General features: G+C 66.6%; 18 protein-coding genes. 7 read left to right on the top strand and 11 right to left on the bottom strand.

From position 1 onward, the window contains the following. Nucleotides 1–64: 64 nt before the first annotated feature. Genes J2W49_RS20560 through J2W49_RS20550 form a run of 3 tightly spaced genes read right to left on the bottom strand, consistent with a single transcriptional unit; the run spans nucleotide 65 to nucleotide 2,487 of the window. Nucleotides 65–667, bottom strand: coding sequence for a TRAP transporter small permease subunit (locus tag J2W49_RS20560; RefSeq protein ID WP_310320638.1), 603 nt, complete (start codon nucleotides 665–667; stop codon nucleotides 65–67). 18 nt (nucleotides 668–685) lie between these two features. Then, complete coding sequence (locus J2W49_RS20555; RefSeq protein WP_310320636.1) at nucleotides 686–1,762, bottom strand: C4-dicarboxylate TRAP transporter substrate-binding protein; 1,077 nt, start codon at nucleotides 1,760–1,762, stop codon at nucleotides 686–688. Further along, the gene (locus J2W49_RS20550; protein WP_310320634.1) at nucleotides 1,759–2,487 is read right to left on the bottom strand and encodes a TetR/AcrR family transcriptional regulator; all 729 of its coding nucleotides are present in this window, start codon (nucleotides 2,485–2,487) and stop codon (nucleotides 1,759–1,761) included. Before J2W49_RS20550 ends, J2W49_RS20555 begins: the two co-directional genes overlap by 4 nt. 139 nt (nucleotides 2,488–2,626) lie before the next feature. Here J2W49_RS20550 and J2W49_RS20545 point away from each other — a divergent pair, with 139 nt between their 5' ends. Together J2W49_RS20545 and J2W49_RS20540 are read left to right on the top strand one after the other, a co-directional pair. Beyond that, nucleotides 2,627–4,819 (top strand): acetoacetate--CoA ligase, encoded by a 2,193-nt coding sequence (locus J2W49_RS20545; protein ID WP_310320632.1) that lies wholly within the window; start codon nucleotides 2,627–2,629, stop codon nucleotides 4,817–4,819. A gap of 156 nt (nucleotides 4,820–4,975) precedes the next feature. Further along, entirely contained in the window at nucleotides 4,976–5,980 is a 1,005-nt protein-coding gene (locus J2W49_RS20540) for a tripartite tricarboxylate transporter substrate binding protein (protein WP_310320630.1), read from the top strand. Between the two features lie 64 nt (nucleotides 5,981–6,044). On the opposite strand, the gene cadR is transcribed toward J2W49_RS20540, so the two are convergent. Then, a complete protein-coding gene (cadR, locus tag J2W49_RS20535; protein ID WP_310320628.1) occupies nucleotides 6,045–6,482 on the bottom strand; it encodes a Cd(II)/Pb(II)-responsive transcriptional regulator in 438 nt (145 codons plus the stop codon). A gap of 91 nt (nucleotides 6,483–6,573) precedes the next feature. Here cadR and J2W49_RS20530 point away from each other — a divergent pair, with 91 nt between their 5' ends. Both J2W49_RS20530 and J2W49_RS20525 read left to right on the top strand, forming a co-directional pair. Further along, complete coding sequence (locus J2W49_RS20530) at nucleotides 6,574–7,230, top strand: cation efflux transmembrane domain-containing protein (protein ID WP_310320626.1); 657 nt, start codon at nucleotides 6,574–6,576, stop codon at nucleotides 7,228–7,230. Continuing rightward, on the top strand, nucleotides 7,214–7,663 hold the full coding sequence (locus J2W49_RS20525; RefSeq protein ID WP_310320624.1) for a DUF3703 domain-containing protein: 450 nt from the start codon (nucleotides 7,214–7,216) through the stop codon (nucleotides 7,661–7,663). Before J2W49_RS20530 ends, J2W49_RS20525 begins: the two co-directional genes overlap by 17 nt. Before the next feature lie 41 nt (nucleotides 7,664–7,704). Here the strand turns inward: J2W49_RS20525 and J2W49_RS20520 are convergent, their stop codons facing one another. From J2W49_RS20520 to J2W49_RS20490, 7 genes are all read right to left on the bottom strand, one after another. Continuing rightward, nucleotides 7,705–9,114 carry an amidase gene (locus J2W49_RS20520; protein WP_310320622.1) on the bottom strand — a complete coding sequence of 470 codons (1,410 nt, stop codon included), beginning with the start codon at nucleotides 9,112–9,114 and terminating at the stop codon, nucleotides 7,705–7,707. 171 nt (nucleotides 9,115–9,285) lie between these two features. Continuing rightward, nucleotides 9,286–10,185 (bottom strand): DMT family transporter, encoded by a 900-nt coding sequence (locus J2W49_RS20515; RefSeq protein WP_310320620.1) that lies wholly within the window; start codon nucleotides 10,183–10,185, stop codon nucleotides 9,286–9,288. 103 nt (nucleotides 10,186–10,288) lie between these two features. Next, nucleotides 10,289–11,416 carry an ABC transporter ATP-binding protein gene (locus J2W49_RS20510; protein WP_310320618.1) on the bottom strand — a complete coding sequence of 376 codons (1,128 nt, stop codon included), beginning with the start codon at nucleotides 11,414–11,416 and terminating at the stop codon, nucleotides 10,289–10,291. Beyond that, nucleotides 11,413–12,078 carry a molybdate ABC transporter permease subunit gene (gene modB, locus J2W49_RS20505; protein ID WP_310320617.1) on the bottom strand — a complete coding sequence of 222 codons (666 nt, stop codon included), beginning with the start codon at nucleotides 12,076–12,078 and terminating at the stop codon, nucleotides 11,413–11,415. The genes J2W49_RS20510 and modB overlap by 4 nt, the downstream gene beginning before the upstream one ends. A gap of 17 nt (nucleotides 12,079–12,095) precedes the next feature. After that, on the bottom strand, nucleotides 12,096–12,908 hold the full coding sequence (modA, locus tag J2W49_RS20500) for a molybdate ABC transporter substrate-binding protein (protein WP_310320616.1): 813 nt from the start codon (nucleotides 12,906–12,908) through the stop codon (nucleotides 12,096–12,098). 15 nt (nucleotides 12,909–12,923) lie between these two features. Continuing rightward, nucleotides 12,924–13,352: a MarR family winged helix-turn-helix transcriptional regulator gene (locus J2W49_RS20495; RefSeq protein WP_310320614.1), complete on the bottom strand. Its 429-nt coding sequence runs from the start codon at nucleotides 13,350–13,352 to the stop codon at nucleotides 12,924–12,926. Between the two features lie 11 nt (nucleotides 13,353–13,363). Further along, nucleotides 13,364–13,888 carry a flavin reductase family protein gene (locus tag J2W49_RS20490; protein WP_310320612.1) on the bottom strand — a complete coding sequence of 175 codons (525 nt, stop codon included), beginning with the start codon at nucleotides 13,886–13,888 and terminating at the stop codon, nucleotides 13,364–13,366. A gap of 88 nt (nucleotides 13,889–13,976) precedes the next feature. Between J2W49_RS20490 and J2W49_RS20485 the strand changes: the two genes are divergently transcribed. From J2W49_RS20485 to J2W49_RS20475, 3 genes are read left to right on the top strand one after another with little or no spacing between them, the layout of a single operon-like run. Next, the gene (locus tag J2W49_RS20485) at nucleotides 13,977–15,026 is read left to right on the top strand and encodes a 2,5-dihydroxypyridine 5,6-dioxygenase NicX family protein (RefSeq protein ID WP_310320611.1); all 1,050 of its coding nucleotides are present in this window, start codon (nucleotides 13,977–13,979) and stop codon (nucleotides 15,024–15,026) included. Nucleotides 15,027–15,084: 58 nt separating this feature from the next. Then, nucleotides 15,085–15,900 (top strand): alpha/beta fold hydrolase, encoded by an 816-nt coding sequence (locus tag J2W49_RS20480; RefSeq protein ID WP_310320610.1) that lies wholly within the window; start codon nucleotides 15,085–15,087, stop codon nucleotides 15,898–15,900. A gap of 35 nt (nucleotides 15,901–15,935) precedes the next feature. Beyond that, nucleotides 15,936–17,195 (top strand): acyl-CoA dehydrogenase family protein, encoded by a 1,260-nt coding sequence (locus J2W49_RS20475; RefSeq protein WP_405001062.1) that lies wholly within the window; start codon nucleotides 15,936–15,938, stop codon nucleotides 17,193–17,195. Nucleotides 17,196–17,542: the final 347 nt, after the last annotated feature.

Here is a 17,542-nt window from a genome sequence, read left to right as displayed (position 1 = left end):
ATTCCACTTTCCCTCCGTGCTGCGCACTGCGGGGCTGAGCACCTTCGGAACGGCCGTGCGGCGCTCATGAACGCACCCCACTCGCCGATTGCGCCAGGGAACGCGCGCGTCGCAGGTCCATGCTGGCCAGCAGCACGAAGGTCAGCGCTGTGACGCTCAGGCCCACCAGCATCATCAGCCGCACCGGCCACACCGGCGCGGTGAAGTCGCCCAGCGCGCCCACGTATTCGCGAATGCGGATGGACTCCACCAGCGATGGCCAGGCTGCCCAGAGGATGATGCCCATGAGCACCGCGCCCAGCCCGTGGTATATCGCCTGCAGCACGGCGGCGAGCACCGGGCGGTTGCGCTTGAGCCGGTCCAGCAGCATGTCGGCCCGGGTGAAGCGGCCGCTGCGCAGCGTGTCGGCCAACTGCAGGAACACGATGCCCACAATCGACAGCGACACCAACTCGGTCACGCCGCGCACCGGTGCGTCAAAACCGGTGCGGCCGACGATGTCGGTGTTGATCAGCAGCATCAGCCCGATGATGATCAGCGTGCCCAGGGCATTGAGCCCCTGCGTGAGCCGGTGCAGGCCGAAAGGCAGCGATTGGTTGTAGGCGTCCTGGGGCGCTGCGTCCACGCGGGACACAGCGCCGCCGTCGCCCGGCGTGGGTTGGCTCATGGGTGCTCCGTGCCAGGCTTACTTGACCGACCAGTCGCGCGGCAGGTCGGCGCCGCTCTTCTTCAGCCCGTCCATATAGGCCTTGAGCACTTCCTGCCCGGGCGCGCCCTTGGCCTGCAGGTCGGCCGCCCAGGTCTGCGCCACGTTGGGAATGGTCTCGGCCCAGCGCTTGCGTTCGGTCGCGGGCAGTTCGCTGATGGTGGCGCCGGCCTCGCCCATCTTCTGCAGCAGCGCGTTCGCGGTGGCGTTCTGAGCCTCGGCGAAGCGCTTGTCGTATTCCATGCCCACTTCGCGGAACACCTGCTGCACGGCGGGCGGCAGGCTGTCGAACCGGCGCTTGTTCATCACTACGGCGCCGGCGTACATGGAGCCGAAGTTCACCTTGGTGACGTGTGGTGCCACCTCGTGCAGCTTGGCACCCCAGGCGCCGGTGCTGAAGGTGATGGCGCCGTTGGACACGCCGGACTTGATGTCCTCGTAGTAGGTGGGCAGCGAGCCGGCCACGGCCACCGCGCCGGTGTTCTTGATCCAGTTGGCCGAAGGGCCGGGGGCGCTGATCTTCTTGCCTTTGAGGTCGTCGATCGACTTGACCGGGAAGTTGGTCCAGAGGTGGTAGGTGTCCAGTGCCGTGCCGCCCAGGTACACCAGGCCGTTCTTCGTCCAGGCATCGCCCATGGCAGGAATGTTCTTCTGCATGTCGCTCACGATGGAACCCACCGCACCCAGGTTCTCGGTGCCGAAGGGCGTCACATAGCTCACGTTCTGCATCGGGAACTTGGCCGCTTCAAACAGCGTGCCCACGAAGCCGAAGTCGGCCACACCGTCGGAGATGCCCTTGGACTCGCTGCCGATCTTGATCAGCGTGCCACCCCATGCCTTGGTCCATTCCACCTTGTGGGTATTGCCGGCCGCGGCCAGGCGTTTGTCCACTTCAGGGATGTAGAACTCGTCCAGCAACTTGACCCACAGGAACACCGGCGGGTGCCCCCCGGCGGCGGTCAGCTTGATGACCTGCTGCGCCTGCGCGCTGGTGGAAAGGCCCCCCAGCGTGAGGGCCGATGCCAGCAAAGTGGTCTGGAAGATGCGACGGTTCATGGTTGTCTCCTGTGGGTGGATGAAGCAGCTGGCGCTCGTGGGCGCGGGGTCCGGGAAACGGGCAGCAAGGCGCCGAGGCCTGCGGTGATGAAATCGACCAGCAGGTCGCCAGCGGCAGGGTCGATCGACTGCGCGCGACCACGCGAGAGCACGGGCATGCGGTGGTCGCTGATGTGGTGCAGCAGTGCGCCCAGCGCGAACTGGTAGGCCCAGGCCACCAGGGTGCGGTCGCAGCCCGGGCGCGTGGTGTGCAGGGCGTCGATGAAGCGGTGCGCCAGCGGGTCGAAGAACTCGTCCAGCACGCGCTGGGTTTCGGGCGTTCTGCGCGAGAGTTCGCGCCCTACGAGCTGCGCGTAATACTCGCCTTCTGCACTGGCACGCTGGGCCAGCACCGGGCGCACGAAAGCTTCCACCACCTGGCGCAAGCGATCGCCTTTTTTGGGTGACTGGAGGACGTCATCGAGCTGTGTCAGCCGCTGATCGGCGGTGGTCTGCCAGTGCACGAAGATGGCGTGAAACAGCTCGTGCTTGGGTCCGTAGTAGTAACCCACCAGCGCCAGTGGCACACCGGCTTCCTCGGCAATCTCCCGGATGGTCACGCCGTGGTAGCCGCGCTGCGCGAACAGCTTCTCGGCGGCCAACAGGATGGCCATCTGGCGGTCGGGCCGGGCAGCAGCGGCTTCTGAGCGGCGGGTGCCGGAGCGGGGCGGGCGGGGGCTGGGCATGCCGGTATTGAACAGATGTACAAAATGATTGAACATCCGTACAAACCCTAGCGCATGGGTTGTCGCCTTGGCGCCGTGTCCGGGTTGTGGGCGGCGCCCGTGCACTGCTACCCTTGTGACCCACTCCACAGGAAGCGGCATGAGCGAGACAAAAAATTCCCTTTCGGCACCAGCGCCGTACATCCCCCAGATCCGCCTCTATCAAGATTGGCTCGCCGAGCACCGAGGCCTGCGTTTCAGTGACTACGATGCGCTGTGGCGCTGGTCCACCACCGATCTGGAAGCCTTCTGGCAGAGCATCTGGGACTACTTCGACATGCAGTCGCCCACGCCGCACACCGCGGTGCTGGCGAAGAACGTGATGCCGGGCGCGCAGTGGTTCCCCGGTGCGCAGGTGAACTACGCACAGCAGGCGCTGCGGCATGTGAAGGCAGCGCACGATGCCGGCTTCCCGGCCGTGATCAGCCGCAACGAGAGGGGCCGGCAGGTGGAGCTGAGCTGGACCGAACTGCAGCGGCAGGTGGCCTCGCTGGCGCTGCACCTGCAGGCGCAGGGCGTGAAGCCGGGTGACAAGGTAGCGGCTTACCTGCCCAATGTGCCGGAGGCCATGGTGGCGTTTCTGGCCACGGTGAGCATTGGCGCGGTGTGGAGCATCTGTGCGCCGGACATGGGCACGAACGCCGTGCTCGACCGCTTCAGCCAGATCGAACCGGTGGTGCTGATCGCGTGTGACGGCGTGACCTACGGGCACAAGGACTTTGACCGGCTAGGGGTGGTGGCCGAGTTGCGCGCTGCGCTGCCCACGGTGCGCCACGTGCTGCTGCACACCAATTTGGCCGAAGACCCGGCCTCGCGCGAACAAGCCCTGCAGGCTGTGGCACCGTGCACCGCGTGGACAGACGTCGTGGCACAGGACGACAACGCTACCGCCGCCTTCGAACCCATGTGGCTGCCCTTCGACCACCCACTGTGGATCGTCTACAGCAGCGGCACCACCGGACTGCCCAAGCCCATCGTGCACGGCCATGGCGGCACGCTCATCGTGGCCCTGGCGCTGAAGATCCTGCACAACGACGTGGGTTGCAGCTACCACCCCAACAGCTGGGGCGAGCGCTACCACTGGTACAGCTCCACCGGCTGGGTGATGTGGAACGCACAGGTCAGCGGCCTGCTGGGCGGTACCACCTGCGTCATCTTCGACGGCAACCCGGGCGGTTCAAAGGACAAACCCGACTGGACCACGCTGTGGCGCTTTGCTTCCGAACTGGGTGTGACCTTCTTTGGCGCAGGGGCAGCGTTTTTTGCGAACTGCTTGAAGGCGGGGGTGGATCTCTCTGCCTGTGGGGATCTGACAAAAGTGAGGGCGCTCGGCAGTACCGGGTCGCCGTTGTCGGAAGAGGCGCAGAACTGGGGGACGGAGCAGTTTCGGCGCCTCAGGGTTGTGGCCGGAGCGAACGACGATTCGCCGCCGGGCCGCCCCAAGGCGAATCAGCCCCCTCGGGGGGCAGCGACCCGCGCAGCGGCGGAGCGTGGGGGCGATATCTGGTGGTGCAACATCTCCGGTGGCACCGACTTTGCCGGGGCCTTCATCGGCGGCAACCGCGAACTGCCCCAAACCCCCGGCCGCATGCAGTGCCGGCTCGTGGGTTGCGCAGTCGAAGCCTGGAACGAGCAAGGCCAGCCGGTGATCGACGAGGTGGGTGAGCTGGTGTGCGCGCAGCCCATTCCATCGATGCCGTTGTACTTCGTGGGCGACACCGACAACCGACGGCTCCTCGGCAGCTACTTCGACATGTACCCCGAAGGCCATGGCCGTAAACCTGGCGGCGGTGATCTTGAAAAGGAAGCCGGCGCGGTCTGGCGCCATGGCGACTGGCTGCGCATCCACCCCGACGGCTCATGTGTGATCTACGGCCGCTCGGACGCGACCATCAACCGCCATGGCTTGCGCATGGGCACCAGCGAGCTATACAGCGCAGTGGAGGCCCTGCCCGAGGTGCTCGACAGCATGGTGGTGGACCTGGAGTACCTGGGCCGTGAGAGCTACATGCCGCTGTTCGTGGTGCTGCGCCCGGGAGTGGCACTGGATGCAGCCATGAAAACCCACATCGTGGACGCGATCAAGACCGCGCTGTCACCGCGCTTCGTGCCCAACGACGTGTTCCAGGTCGACGAGATCCCGCGCACGCTCTCGGGCAAGAAGCAGGAGCTGCCGATCAAGAAGCTGCTGCTGGGCCAGCCGCTGGAGAAAGTGATCAACAAGGAAGCCATGGCCAACCCCGGTTGCCTGGACTGGTACGTGCGCTTTGCTGTCAAGCGCGCTGCCGGCTGAGGGGAGGGAGCGGGCGCTGCCGCAGTCGCACGGGTGACCGAAAAAGCCCCTACATCGGGTTGCCCTCCTTCCCTCTGAGCAGGTGAGGGGCTAACTTGCGGAGTTCGGGCCGCACGTCCTGCCCAGCCCGAACCGATAAGCCCCACAGGAGACACCATGACCCAACCCACGCCCTCCCTGAACCGCCGCCAGGTGCTGGCCGCTGCCGCTGGCGGTGCTGCCGTTGTCGGCGCGCCGGCCCTGTTCTCTGGCAGCGCTTTGGCGCAAGACAAATTTCCTTCCCGCGCCATCACCTTGATCGCACCCTGGCCCGCCGGCGGCAGCAGCGACGGCGTGATGCGGGCCATCGCCGAGAGCGGCAGCCGGGCGCTGGGCGTGCCGGTGGTGGTGGAGAACAAGCCCGGTGTGGGCGGCACGCTGGGTGCCAGCGCCATGGTCGGCGCCAAGCCCGATGGCTACACGCTCACCCAGCTCCCGCTGGGCATCTACCGTCTGCCGCACATGCAGAACATGCCCTTCCACCCGGTGAAAGACATTACCCACGTCGTCTGCCTGGTGGGCTACACCTTCGCCATTGCCTGCACGCCCGACTCGCCCTTCCAGACCATCCAGGAAATGGTGGCCTACGCCAAGGCCAACCCAGGCAAGCTGGAATACGGCCACACCGGCACGGGCACCACGCCGCACTTGGCGGTGGAAGAGTTCGCCGAGAAGGCCGGCATCAAGCTCAACCCCATTCCCTACAAAGGTTCGGCCGAACTCGTGCCCGCCATCCTGGGGGGGCATATCCGGGTGATGAGCGGCACGCTGGATGTGGCCCCGCACGTACAGAATGGCAAGCTGCGTCTGCTGGCGACGCTGGGCAGTCAGCGCTCCAAAGCCTTCCCCAATGTGCCCACTGTGAAGGAAAGCGGCTGGGACACCATCAGCGAGTCGCCCTTCGGCATCGGCGGGCCCGCCGGCATGGACCCGGCCGTGGTCAAGGTGCTGCACGATGGTTTCCGCAAGACGCTCGAAGACCCTGCGCTGATCGGCGCGTTGGACAAGTTCTACATGCCCGCCATCTACATGAACACCGCCGACTACACGGCCTATGCCGAGCGCACCTTCGCGGCGGAAAAGGCCACGGTCGAGCGGCTGGGGCTGGCGAAGAAGAGCTGAGCGCGCCCTCGCTTACAGGACAGGGGCACCTTCGGGAGCCCCTTTTGCTGTGCCCTCGGCGGGTTCACTGTTGTTCCGTGCCTGCATGGCACACACACGCCTCCCCATGCGCGGCAGACACCAGTTCGTGCAGGATGCCGCAAGGCTGGCCATCGGCGGCACCTCCGCAACGCGAGCGCAGCTGCAGCAGTTGCCGTTCCAGCGCCCGCATGCTCTTCAGGCGTGCCCGCACACGGGCCAGCTGATCATCCACCAGGTGGTTCACGTCGTCGCAATGTTCATCCGGGTCGTCCACAAAGCCGAGCAGCCGCTTCACATCGGCCAGCGGCATGTCCAGCGCGCGGCAGTGGCGGATGAAGGACAGGCGCTCCAGGTGTGCGCCCTCGTAGTCGCGGTAGCCGTTGTCGCGCCGTGCCGGCGCGGGCAGCAGGCCCTGTTTTTCGTAGTAGCGGATGGTCTCCACATCCACGCCCGTGGCACTGGCCAGTTCCTTGATCTGCATGCTGCGCGGCTCCCGGCTTGAAAAGATTGAAAGCGGTGTTGACACTGTAGCGGCTACAGGGTTTCCAATGCAATGACCGAAAGGAAAAACCATGTCTGCCCATTGCTGCGAACACGATACCCCCAAGCCCGAAACCGTCCTCAATCTGCCTCGCTACCGCAAGATCCTCTGGATCGCGCTGCTGGTCAACGCCGGCATGTTCCTGGTCGAGATCGGCGCAGGCCTGCAGGCCGGCTCGCTGGCGCTGCTGGCCGACGCGGTGGACTTCGCAGGCGACGCGCTGAACTATGGCGTGTCGTTGGCGGTGCTGGCCTCGGCGCTGGCCTGGCGCGCCAGAGCGGCCATGCTCAAGGCGGCCAGCATGATGGGCTTTGGCCTGTATGTGCTGGGTGCGGCGCTCTGGTCCCTCTGGCACGGCGAGGTGCCGCAGGCATTCACCATGGGCGTGGTGGCGGTGCTGGCGCTGCTGGTCAATCTGGGCGTGGCATGGATGCTCTACGCGTTTCGCGAGGGCGATGCCAACATGCGCAGCGTCTGGCTGTGTTCGCGCAACGACGCTATCGGCAACGTGGCCGTGCTGCTGGCCGCACTGGGCGTCTTTGGCACGGGATCGGCCTGGCCCGACCTGGTGGTGGCCAGCTTGATGGCGGCGCTCGCGCTGCACGGTGGCTGGTCGGTGCTCCGGCAGGCAAGGGCTGAAATCGGGCAGGCGCGCTCGGCGGAGGCACACCATGGCCACGTTCACTGAAGACCCGCCCACCACTGGGTTTGACGCGCTTGCTTACGGTGAACTGATCCACCTGGCCAGGACCGCGACGTTGCACGAGCAGGCCTGGCTGGCACTGGAGGCAGCGCATGTGGTGGGGCAGCGCCACCTGAAACCGCACCTGGAAACGCACGCACTCATGCTGGGCTTGGCCCTGCGCACTGGGGACTGGGCCGAGGCAGCAGGCCAGTTGTTCCGGCTGGCGCTGGTGCCACTGGGCCACGTGACGGGCCGCCTGCCGCTGGGCAACCCGGGGCGGGCCACGGTGAGCGCCTTCCGGCCCTTGCCGGTTCGCCCTGAGCTGGTCGCATTGATCAAGCAGGCAGGCGCTGGGGGACTCACAAGCAGCGATCCAGATCCACCGATCAGGCCAGAGAGGGCACGAACCCAAGGGAGCCGTTCTCGCGGGGCTTGAGTGCGCGAGGTTTCCACCCGCTCGCGCGGAGCCTGCAGGGCTCAGCCGGCGACCACCGTGGGCCAGGGGCGCTGCGCCGGCCGCATCTGCTCAAACGCACGCGCCATCTGCAGCACGCCCAGATCGTCGAAGCGGCGGCCGGCGATCTGCAGGCCGATGGGCACGCCGCGCTCGTCGTACCCGCATGCCACGGAAACGGCGGGCTGCTCGCTCATGTTGAACGGCACGGTGAAGCCAATGTGGTCCATGGCCTGCTCCACCTGGTTCGTGGGGTAGGCCCATTCGGCCGGGAAACTGATGTTGGGCGACACCGGGGACAGCACGAAATCAAACGGTAACGTGGCGGCCACGGTGAGGGCCCGGATCTTCACGGACGCACTGTAGGCCTCGAAAGCCTGTTGGCCGCTGAAGCCCAGGCCGGCTTCGGCCCATGTGCGCACGATGGGCAGCACGCGCTCGCGCTGTGCACGCGACAAGGCCAGCATGTCGCAACCGGAGCGGATGCGCCAGAACCGGTCCATGCCCTGCAGCAAGCTGGGGGTCATCCAGGGCCGCATCGGCGCCACGCTGGCACCAGCGGCCTCGAACAAACGCGCGGCTGCGTTCACCGCTTCCGCCACCTGCGGGTCCACCGGCATGCCGCACCCCGCGTCCAGCAGCAGGCCGATGCGCAGGCCTTTCATGTCGCGCTGCAGGTCCAGCCAGTCGATGCTGGCCGGTGGCAGGCTCATGTGGTCGCGCGCGTCTGGCTGCGAGAGCACCGCCATCATCAAGGCCGCGTCGGTCACGGTGCGTGTCATCGGCCCGGCGCAACGCCCCATGTACGGCGGGTCGATGGGCACGCGCCCCAGACTGGGCTTCAAGCCCACCAAACCACACCACGCCGCCGGCAGCCGCACCGAGCCACCGATGTCGGTGCCGATGTGCAGCGGCCCATAGCCCGCCGCCGCTGCCGCGCCCGCCCCCGCGCTCGAACCACCCGGGTTCATGGCCGTGTTCCAGGGGTTGCGCGTGAGCGGGTGAAAGCTGGACAGGCCCGACGACAACATGCCGTACTCCGGCATGGTCGTCTTGCCCAGGAACACCGCCCCCGCTTCGCGCAAGCGCGCCGCAGGCGGCGCATCGTGCGCGGCCGGCACCAACTCCGTCGCTGCGGTACCCAGCGGGGTGGGTACACCGCGCGTGGCGATGTTCTCCTTGATCGTCACCGGCACTCCATCGATGCTCACATCCCCGACACGCAAGGGCGCACCCGCACGCCACCGCGCCTCAGAAGCCCGCGCCATCACCAACGCACCCTCGGGATCGAAAGCGTAAGTCGCCTTCAGCACTGGCTCACAACGCTCGATGTGCGCCAGCACCGACTGCGTCACTTCCACTGGCGACAGCCGCCCAGCAGCATAGGCTTCCACCAATTCGGCGGCCGACAGATCTTGAAGGGCTTGTGTCATAGGGCAAGTGGATTGAGAGAGGGAGAGCAGACTGGTTGTACCTCGATAAAGCCAAGCCCGCCATCCCCGAGGGGAAGTCAGTCCAGAGACACCGAGGAACCGGCTTTGCCGGGCCTCTGGTGTCGCCCCCCTTCCAGGGGGGTGACGCCGTAGGCGGCGCGGGGGGTGTTCCTATCTTTTGCTCACCAGGACGATCCCCACCGCCACCCCCACCAGCGCCACCACCAGCTGCACCGTCAGCGGCTCACCCAGCAACACCACACCAAACACCAGCGCAAACACCGGCGTGAGGAACGTGAAGGTGCTCATCTGTGTGGCCGGGTAGTGGCGCAGCATCCACATCCAGGTCAGGTAACTGATGAAGGCGCCCACCACCATCTGCAGCGCCACCGAGCCCCAGGCCATGGCCGAGTAGCCAAAGCCCCAGGTCTCGCCCAGCGCCAGCGAGAGCACAGGCGCCACCAGCGCCGTCACTGCCAGTTGGTAGAACAGGGTTTTTTCGGCGCTGGCCCCGGAGAGACGGGTGGCGCGAATGGTCAGCGTGGTCAGCCCCCACAGGATGCCGGCGGCCAGGCCCATGGCGTCGCCCTTCCACTGACCCACCATCGGCGAGTCCTGCAGGAAGCCTTCGCTGAACGCGATGGCCACGGCCAGAAAGGCCAGCGTCAGCCCGATCCACTGGATGCGGCGCAGTGTTTCGCTGGGGATCACCCGCGGCAGCAGCAGCGCCACCACGAACGGGCTGGTGTAGAGGAACACCGTGAGGCGGGAGGCGCTGGTGTGCATCAGGCCCAGGTAGATGAAGCAGAATTCGCCAGCAAACAGCAGGCCCGCGAGCAAGCCGGCGCCCAGCGTGCCGTCGCGCTCGAACAGCTTCACACCACGCAACACGCACCACAGCCAGAGCAGCACGGTGGCACCCCCCATGCGCAGTGAGGCCTGCCACAGCGGTGGAATCTCCTGCACCGCAAACTTGATCAAAATCTGCTGAAAACCCCAGAAGGCGCAACAGGCCACCAGGAGGGTAATGGCGAGGGCGTCGAGGTGGGTCTTGCGCTGAATGGCGATCATGGGCTGCGATGGTAGGGCAGGGCAGGCCTTGTACCTGTGAGATGCGCGACGCCTTTGCCAGCGAAGGAAGCGCAAGTATTCATAGCGTCATGCCGCAACGCGTTCATGGGGAGCGCACCGGCATCACATGCACCTTGTCCATGGCCAGCCGCACGCCCCATCGCGCACCCACCACCAGGCCCTGGCGCTGCGCGCCCGACAGCGTGAGCCGCAGCGCTGCACCGGGCACGGCCGCGAGCGCCAATGTGGCCAGCGTGATCTCGCCCAGGTGCCGGGCCTCCACGACCTCGGCATCGAAGTCGCCAGCGCCAAGGGTCTCTGGCGGCAGCAGGGTGATGCCGTCGCTGGGGATCACCCAGGTCACGCGTTGACCGTCGGGCAACTTGCCTTTGTCGCGCACGGTGAGTACGGGTCCCGCATTGGCTTGGTCGGCGGGGGCCATCCAGCGCATCCGGCCCATGCCGGGCTCGGCCGCAGTGCCCAGCCACTCACCCTGGAACCGGTTGTGGATGCCCACCAGGTCGGCCACGCGGGCGTTGCGGGGGGCGTCGTGAATGCTGGCGGGCGTGCCGGTTTGCAGCACGCGGCCGGCGTCCATCACCACCAGCCGGTCGGCCAGCAGGCGGGCCTCGTTCAGGTCGTGGGTCACCAGCACAATCGGGACTGACAGTTCTCGCCGCAGATCCGCCAGCAAGCGGTACAGGCCCTGTCGGTTCATCTGGTCCACCGCGGAAAACGGTTCGTCCAGCAGCAACAGCTGTGGTTCACGCGCCAGTGCGCGCGCCACGGCCACGCGCTGTTGCTGCCCGCCGGAAAGGCCCGCAGGCCGACGGTCCTGCTGGTCGGTGCTCAGGCCCACGTGGACGAGCCAGCGGCGGGCCTGTTGCCTGCGTTCGGCCGCTGGCAGGTGCAGCAGCGACAGGGCCACATTGCCCAGCGCACTCAGGTGCGGCATGAGGGCGTAGTTCTGGAACACCAGGCCCACATGGCGGCGCTGCGGGGGCAGCCAGATGCCCTGCTGCGTGTCGCACCAGACCTCGCCCCCCACCACCACCTTGGCGCTCTGCGGGCGCATCAGGCCGGCCAGCACACGCAGCATCGACGTCTTGCCCGCGCCCGACGGTCCCACCAGCGCCAGCAGTTCGCCCGCTTCGCAGCGCAGGCTGCTGTGCAAGGCCATAGGCAGCAGTTGATCCACTTCGGCGACGAGCGCCCGGTCCGCGATCTTCATCGGCGCACCACCAGCCGGGCCGACGCAAAGAACGACGCGCCCACGGCCACCAGCGAGAACACCAGCAGCAGCAATGCCATCTGGTTGGCACCGGCCAGATCGAAGGACTGCACCTTGTCATAGATCGAGATGGCAATCGTCCTGGTTTCTCCGGGGATGCTGCCGCCCACCATCAGCACCACACCGAATTCACCCAGGGTGTGCACAAAGGTCAGCACGCTTGCCGACAGCACGCCCGGCCAGGCCAGTGGTAGTTCCACGCGCCAGAACGTCTGCCAGGCAGACAGGCCACTCACCGCCGCGGCCTCGCCCAGGTTGCGCGGAATGGCCTCGAACGCGCGCTGCACCGGTTGCACCAGGAACGGGATGTTGAAGATCAGCGAAGCGATCAGCAGGCCCAGAAAATTGAAGGTCAGCTGCACGCCGAAGGTGCTGGCCAGCCACGCGCCCAGTGGCGAGGCGCCGCCCATGGCCACCAGCAGGTAGTAGCCCAGCACGGTGGGTGGCAGCACCAGCGGCACCACCACCAGTGCCTCGATCCACGACTTGCCCGCAAATCGGGCGTAGGCCAGCCAGCGCCCCAGCCACACACCGGCAGGCAACAGCAGCAGCAACGTGGCCGTCGCCAGCTCCAGCGAAAGAATCAGGGCCTGCCAGTCCATGGGTGCTGCTGCCGGCCTCAGTCTTTGGGCATGGCAAAGCCGTAACGCACCATGATGGCTTGCGCGGCCGGCGTGGAGAGGTGTTCATAGAAGGCACGCGCCGCCTGCGGCGCGCCCTTGATCAGCACCATGCGCTGTTTGAGGGGCTGGTGCCAGCTCTCGGGGATGAGCGCAAAGTCGCCCCTGCGTGCCACCGTGGGCGCCAGTGCCAGCGAGTAGGCAATGATGCCGCCTTGCGTCGAACCGGAGGTGGCGAACTGCGCGGCCTGTGAAATGTTCTCGCCCAGCACCAGCTTGCCTTGCAAGTCGTCCCACAGATGCTGGTGCTTGAGCGCTTCCATGGCCCGCGCCCCGTAGGGTGCGTGAGCGGGGTTGGCGATGGCGAACTTCCGCAGTCGGCCGTCCCTCAGTGCCGCGCGCAGGTCCTTGAGTTCACCGTCGGCCTTCAGTGGCGAACCCTGCGGCACCATGATGCCGATGCGACCGACCGCATAGGCCCGTCCGCGGTCTTCCGTTTTCCCGGCGTCGGCCAGCTCAAAGACGAAGTGCTCGTCGGCGGACATGAACAAATGAAATGGCGCACCCTGAAGGAGCTGTGTCTTGACGTTGCCCGACGAGCCGAACACCAGGCGCAGCTTGTGGCCGGTGGTTTTTTCGAACTGTGCCGCCACTTCTTCGATGGCGAACTTGAGATCAGACGCGGCGGCCACCGTGGGAACCGGTTGGGCCAGGGCGGGAGCCAGCGCCGCCAGTGCCATCGCAGCGCCACCGACCCAGCGAAAGATCAACTTGTTCAGCCCATGCGGGCAAACGTTGTCTGGAGAAGTCATGAGTGGACGCGAGGGTCAGTCTGCTTGAGCCAGGCGGCGCAGCTGGCGCTTGAGCTTGACGATGTCGGCAGCGCTCAAGCCGCGCAAGGTGTGGGCTTCGTGCTGGTGCGCTTGTTCGATCAGTGCCGAAGCCTTCTTCTGACCCACCGGCGTGATCACCACGAGGGTGCGCCGCTGGTCACCCGGGTCTCCCTGCAGCGACACCCAGCCTTGCGCCGCCATCCGCTGTACCAGCTTGGTCACCGTGGGTTGCTGGCTCAGCACTTCTTGCGCCAGTTGCCCCACCGGCAGACCGGGCTGCTCACTCAAGGTGGCCAGTACCCGCCACTCCAGCGAACTCAGGCCGGCTTCGCGCACCACCGCTTCGAAGTCCTTGAACAGCGCGTGATTGGCCTGGCCCAACAGGTAGCCCAGGTAGTCGTCAACGAAACGCGGGGTGCTCACAGCCGGTCAAGTTACAGCAGCGGATGCTCGGCGTAGAACCGGCCACCGTGATACAGCAGGGGTGCCGCTCCAGGACGATGGCCGCAACGCTCCACCTCACCCACAAAGATCACGTGGTCACCCTCGGCGTACTGGCTGCGGTTGAAGCACTCGAAGCTGGCCACGGCGCCGGCCAGCAGCGGGGCACCATTGACGCCTTCCGTGAAATTCACGCCTGCCCAGCGGTCCGGCACCCGGGAGGCGAAACGCTCGGCCAACAGTTGCTGGTCGGCCGCCAGCACGTTGATGGCGTAGTGCCGCCCATTGGAAAAAGCCGCCATCGACCCCGCCGCACGCGCCAGGCTCCACAACACCAGCGGAGGATCCAGCGAGACCGAGTTGAAGGAGTTGGCGGTCAGCCCCACGAGCTCGCCCGCGCCGGTGCGCGCGGTCACGATGGTCACGCCCGTGGCGAACATGCCCAGCGACGCGCGGAACTCGAGCGTGGAGAAGTCAGGGGGCCGTGCCTGATGGCCGGCTTGACGGGCTGGGGACATGCGTGGAATTTATATGAAAATTCATGAATAATGGCAACTTCCGCACCAATGTCCCTGTTGGTCGACGGCCACGTGAAGAGGAGACAGTATGCTGCAAGAGCGGCCCGAACCGGCCTGGATCACCGCCTTCGAAGAGGTCCTGCGCCGCTGCGCCCTACAAACTGGGGACACGGTTGCCATTCTCGGTGAAACACAGAGCCGCCCCATCCTGATGGAGCTCGCCCGGCTGGCCGCCGCCCGCTTTGGCGTGCAGGTTTTCACGATCAGCCTGCCTTCCGTGTTCTCCACCGCCGAGCCTGTGGCCCGTTCCACCGGCGCCAGTCCGGCCATCCAAGGCCTGGCGCCGGTCATCGCGGCGCTCTCCGGCTGCACCCTGGTGCTGGACTGCACCGTCGAAGGCCTGATGCACGCGCCCGAACTGCCCGCCATCCTGCAGGGCAATGGGCAGACCCAGCCGCGCATCGTCTACATCAGCAACGAACACCCCGAAGCCCTGGTGCGCCTGCTGCCCGACGACGCCACCGAGACCCGCGTCAAGGCGCACGTGAAACGCCTGCGCGGCGCCGCCCGCATGCATGTAACGTCCGCCGCGGGGACCAACCTCGCCGTGAGCCTGCAGGGCGCCACCGTGGGTGGCAACTGGGGCAGCACCACACGCCCCGGCACGCTCACCCACTGGCCGGGCGGCCTGGTGCTCGCCTTTCCCGCGCAGGGCACGGTCAACGGCACGCTGGTGCTGGCCGAGGGCGACGTGAACCTCACTTTCAAACGCTACATCGAACGACCCATTGCGCTGACCATCGAGAACGACAGCATTACGCGCATCGAAGGCAGCGGTGTCGATGCAGAACTGCTGCGAAGTCACTACGCTGCGTGGAATGAATCAGAGGCCTATGCAGTGAGCCATGTCGGCTACGGTTTGAACGAGCACGCACGCTGGGACAGCATGGCCCTGTACGACAAACGCGACTTCAACGGCACCGAACTGCGCGCTTTCGCCGGCAATTTCCTCTACAGCACCGGGGCCAATGAAGTTGCAGGCCGCCACACGCGCGGTCACTTCGATTTCCCGATGCGAGGTTGCACCGTCACACTCGACGACACCGTCGTGATCGATACGGGTCGGGTGGTCGAATGAACGCCGCCCGGCCGCCCGAAGGCGTACGCACCGCCGCGCGCCGCGCGGAGGTTTCCGAATGAACAGTCTGCCCACCTTCACGGTTCTGGGTGATGGCCCCACCGTGCTCATGCTGCATGGCATCGGCGGCGGCCACCTGGCGTTTGCGCCGCAGGTGGAAACGCTGGCTGCGGCCGGCTACCGCGCCGTCGCCTGGGACATGCCCGGCTATGGCCGAAGCGCTCCCATCGAGCCCTACACCTTCAAAGGCCTGGCGCAGAGCTGTATCGACCTCATCGACGCGCTGCAATGCAGCGATGTGACCCTGGTGGGCCACAGCATGGGCGGCATGGTGGCGCAGGAAGTGGTGGCGCGCCGGCCGGACAAGGTCAGCCGCCTCGTGCTGGCTGGCACCTCGGCCGCCTTCGGCAAACGCACGGACGGCCGCTCGGCGGACACCTGGGCGCGCCAGTTTATTGGCCAGCGCACCGCGCCCCTGGACGCGGGCAAAACCATGGCCGACATGGCGAGCCAGCTGGTGCCACAAATGGTGGGGCCGGGTTCGCTGCCCGAAGGTGCGCGCCTGGCCGAACACTGCATGGCCAGCGTGCCCGCAGCCACCTACCGGCGCGCGCTGGAGTGCCTGGTCACCTTCGACCGCCAACGTGCCCTGGCCGACATCCGCGTGCCCACGCTGCTCATTGGCGGTGAATTCGACCGTGTGGCGGCCCCCGCCGTGATGCGTCAGATGGCCGATGCGATTCCCCGCTCGCGCTACGAACAGCTCAATGGCGTGGGGCATCTGATGAACCTGGAGGCCCCCGACGCCTTCGACGCCCTGCTGCTCGACTTCCTGAACGAACCCGCGCCGCCCCCTTTGGCGGACGCGCATTGACCACAAGCTTTGCTCAAGAAAGAGACCCCATGAACATGCCCCTGCCCACCACCACACCCACGCTGGATTTCACGCCGGCTGTTGGCGACATGCCCTTCACCCCGTTGCAGCGCGAACTGCTCACCGCCGCCCACCGCCTGGGCCGCGACAAGTTCGCTGCGCGCGCGGCGCAATGGGACCGCGAGGCCAGCTTCCCCTTTGCCAACTACGACGACCTGCGCGAAGCCGGCTTCCTCAAACTCTGTGTGCCCACGGCTCATGGCGGCCTGGGCGCCGACTACCCCACCTACATGATGGTGGCCGCAGAGATCGGCCGCTTCTGCGGCGCCACCGCGCTCACCTGGAACATGCATATCTGCAGCACCATGTGGACCGGCGTACTGGCCGACGGCATACCCATGACCGACGAGCAGCGCGCGGAACACGCCGCACGGCGCGAGCTGCACTTCGGCCGAATCGTGAACGACGGCGCGTTGTACGCCCAGCCGTTCAGCGAAGGCACGGCCGCTGCCGCTGGACGCGCACCCTTCGGCACCAGCGCGAAGAAGGTCGATGGTGGCTGGCTCATCAACGGCCGGAAAATCTGGGCCAGCCTCTCCGGCGCGGCCGACTACTACGGCATCCTGTGCACCGAAGACAAAGGCGACGACCACCCCGACGCGCGCGACACGCTCTACATCAGCGTGCCCGCCAGCAGCGCAGGCCTGAGCATCAGCGGCGACTGGGACCCCATGGGCATGCGCGGCACGGTCAGTCGCAACCTCAGCTTCAAGGACGTGTTCGTCACCGACGCCGAACAGCTCATGCCGCGCGGCATCTACTTCAAGGGGGCACAGACCTGGCCCGCCATGTTCTTCACGCTCGCGCCCACCTACCTGGGCCTGGCCAACGCCGCCTACGACTTCACCGTGAAGTACCTACGCGGCGAGGTCGAGGGCGAGCCGCCGGTGCAGCGCCGCCAGTACCCGACCAAGCAGATCGCTGTGGCGCAGATGCGCATTCAGCTCGAAGCCATGAAGAGCCTGTTCACCCGCGCCATCACCGAAGCCCAGCCCAATCCTTCGAAGGACCAGAAGCTGCGCCTCTACGCAGCCCACCACAGCGTGATGGAAGGCGCCAACGACATCGCCCGCCTGGCCATCCGCACCTGCGGTGGTCAGAGCATGATGAAACACCTGCCCCTGGAGCGCCTGTACCGCGACAGCCGCTGCGGCGCACTCATGCTGCCGTGGACGGCGGAACTCGTCGTGGACCGCATGGGGCGGGAGACGCTTTACGAGCCAGGGGAGGAGTAAGCCCACCCCCTGCGCCGCGCCTTCGGCGCGTCACCCCCTCAAAAGGGCAACACCAGCGGCCCGGCAAAGCCGGTTCCGCGGTGTTTCTGGATGTGGCATTTCGCTCCGGATGCGCCGCAGGTCTGCGCTGCGCGCGGGACTCCAAGCACTTGTGCGTTCATCCTCTGATGGCGCGCTCACCCATCCGTTCGGACTGAGCCTGTCGAAGCCATCCCCCACCCTTCGGCCAGAACGGAGCGAACAAGTCCATCCGCTCAACGCGAGTCCATAGAATCGGCGCATGCTTGAAACGCGCTGGCTCCGCATTCCACTTCGCTGCGTCTCGTCGGGCTTGCTGGCGTTATTCG

Origin of the sequence: Hydrogenophaga palleronii (assembly GCF_031457455.1) — a bacterium.
Classification (GTDB): Bacteria; Pseudomonadota; Gammaproteobacteria; order Burkholderiales; family Burkholderiaceae_C; genus Hydrogenophaga; species Hydrogenophaga palleronii_A.
This window is presented reverse-complemented; position numbering and strand designations above follow the sequence as displayed.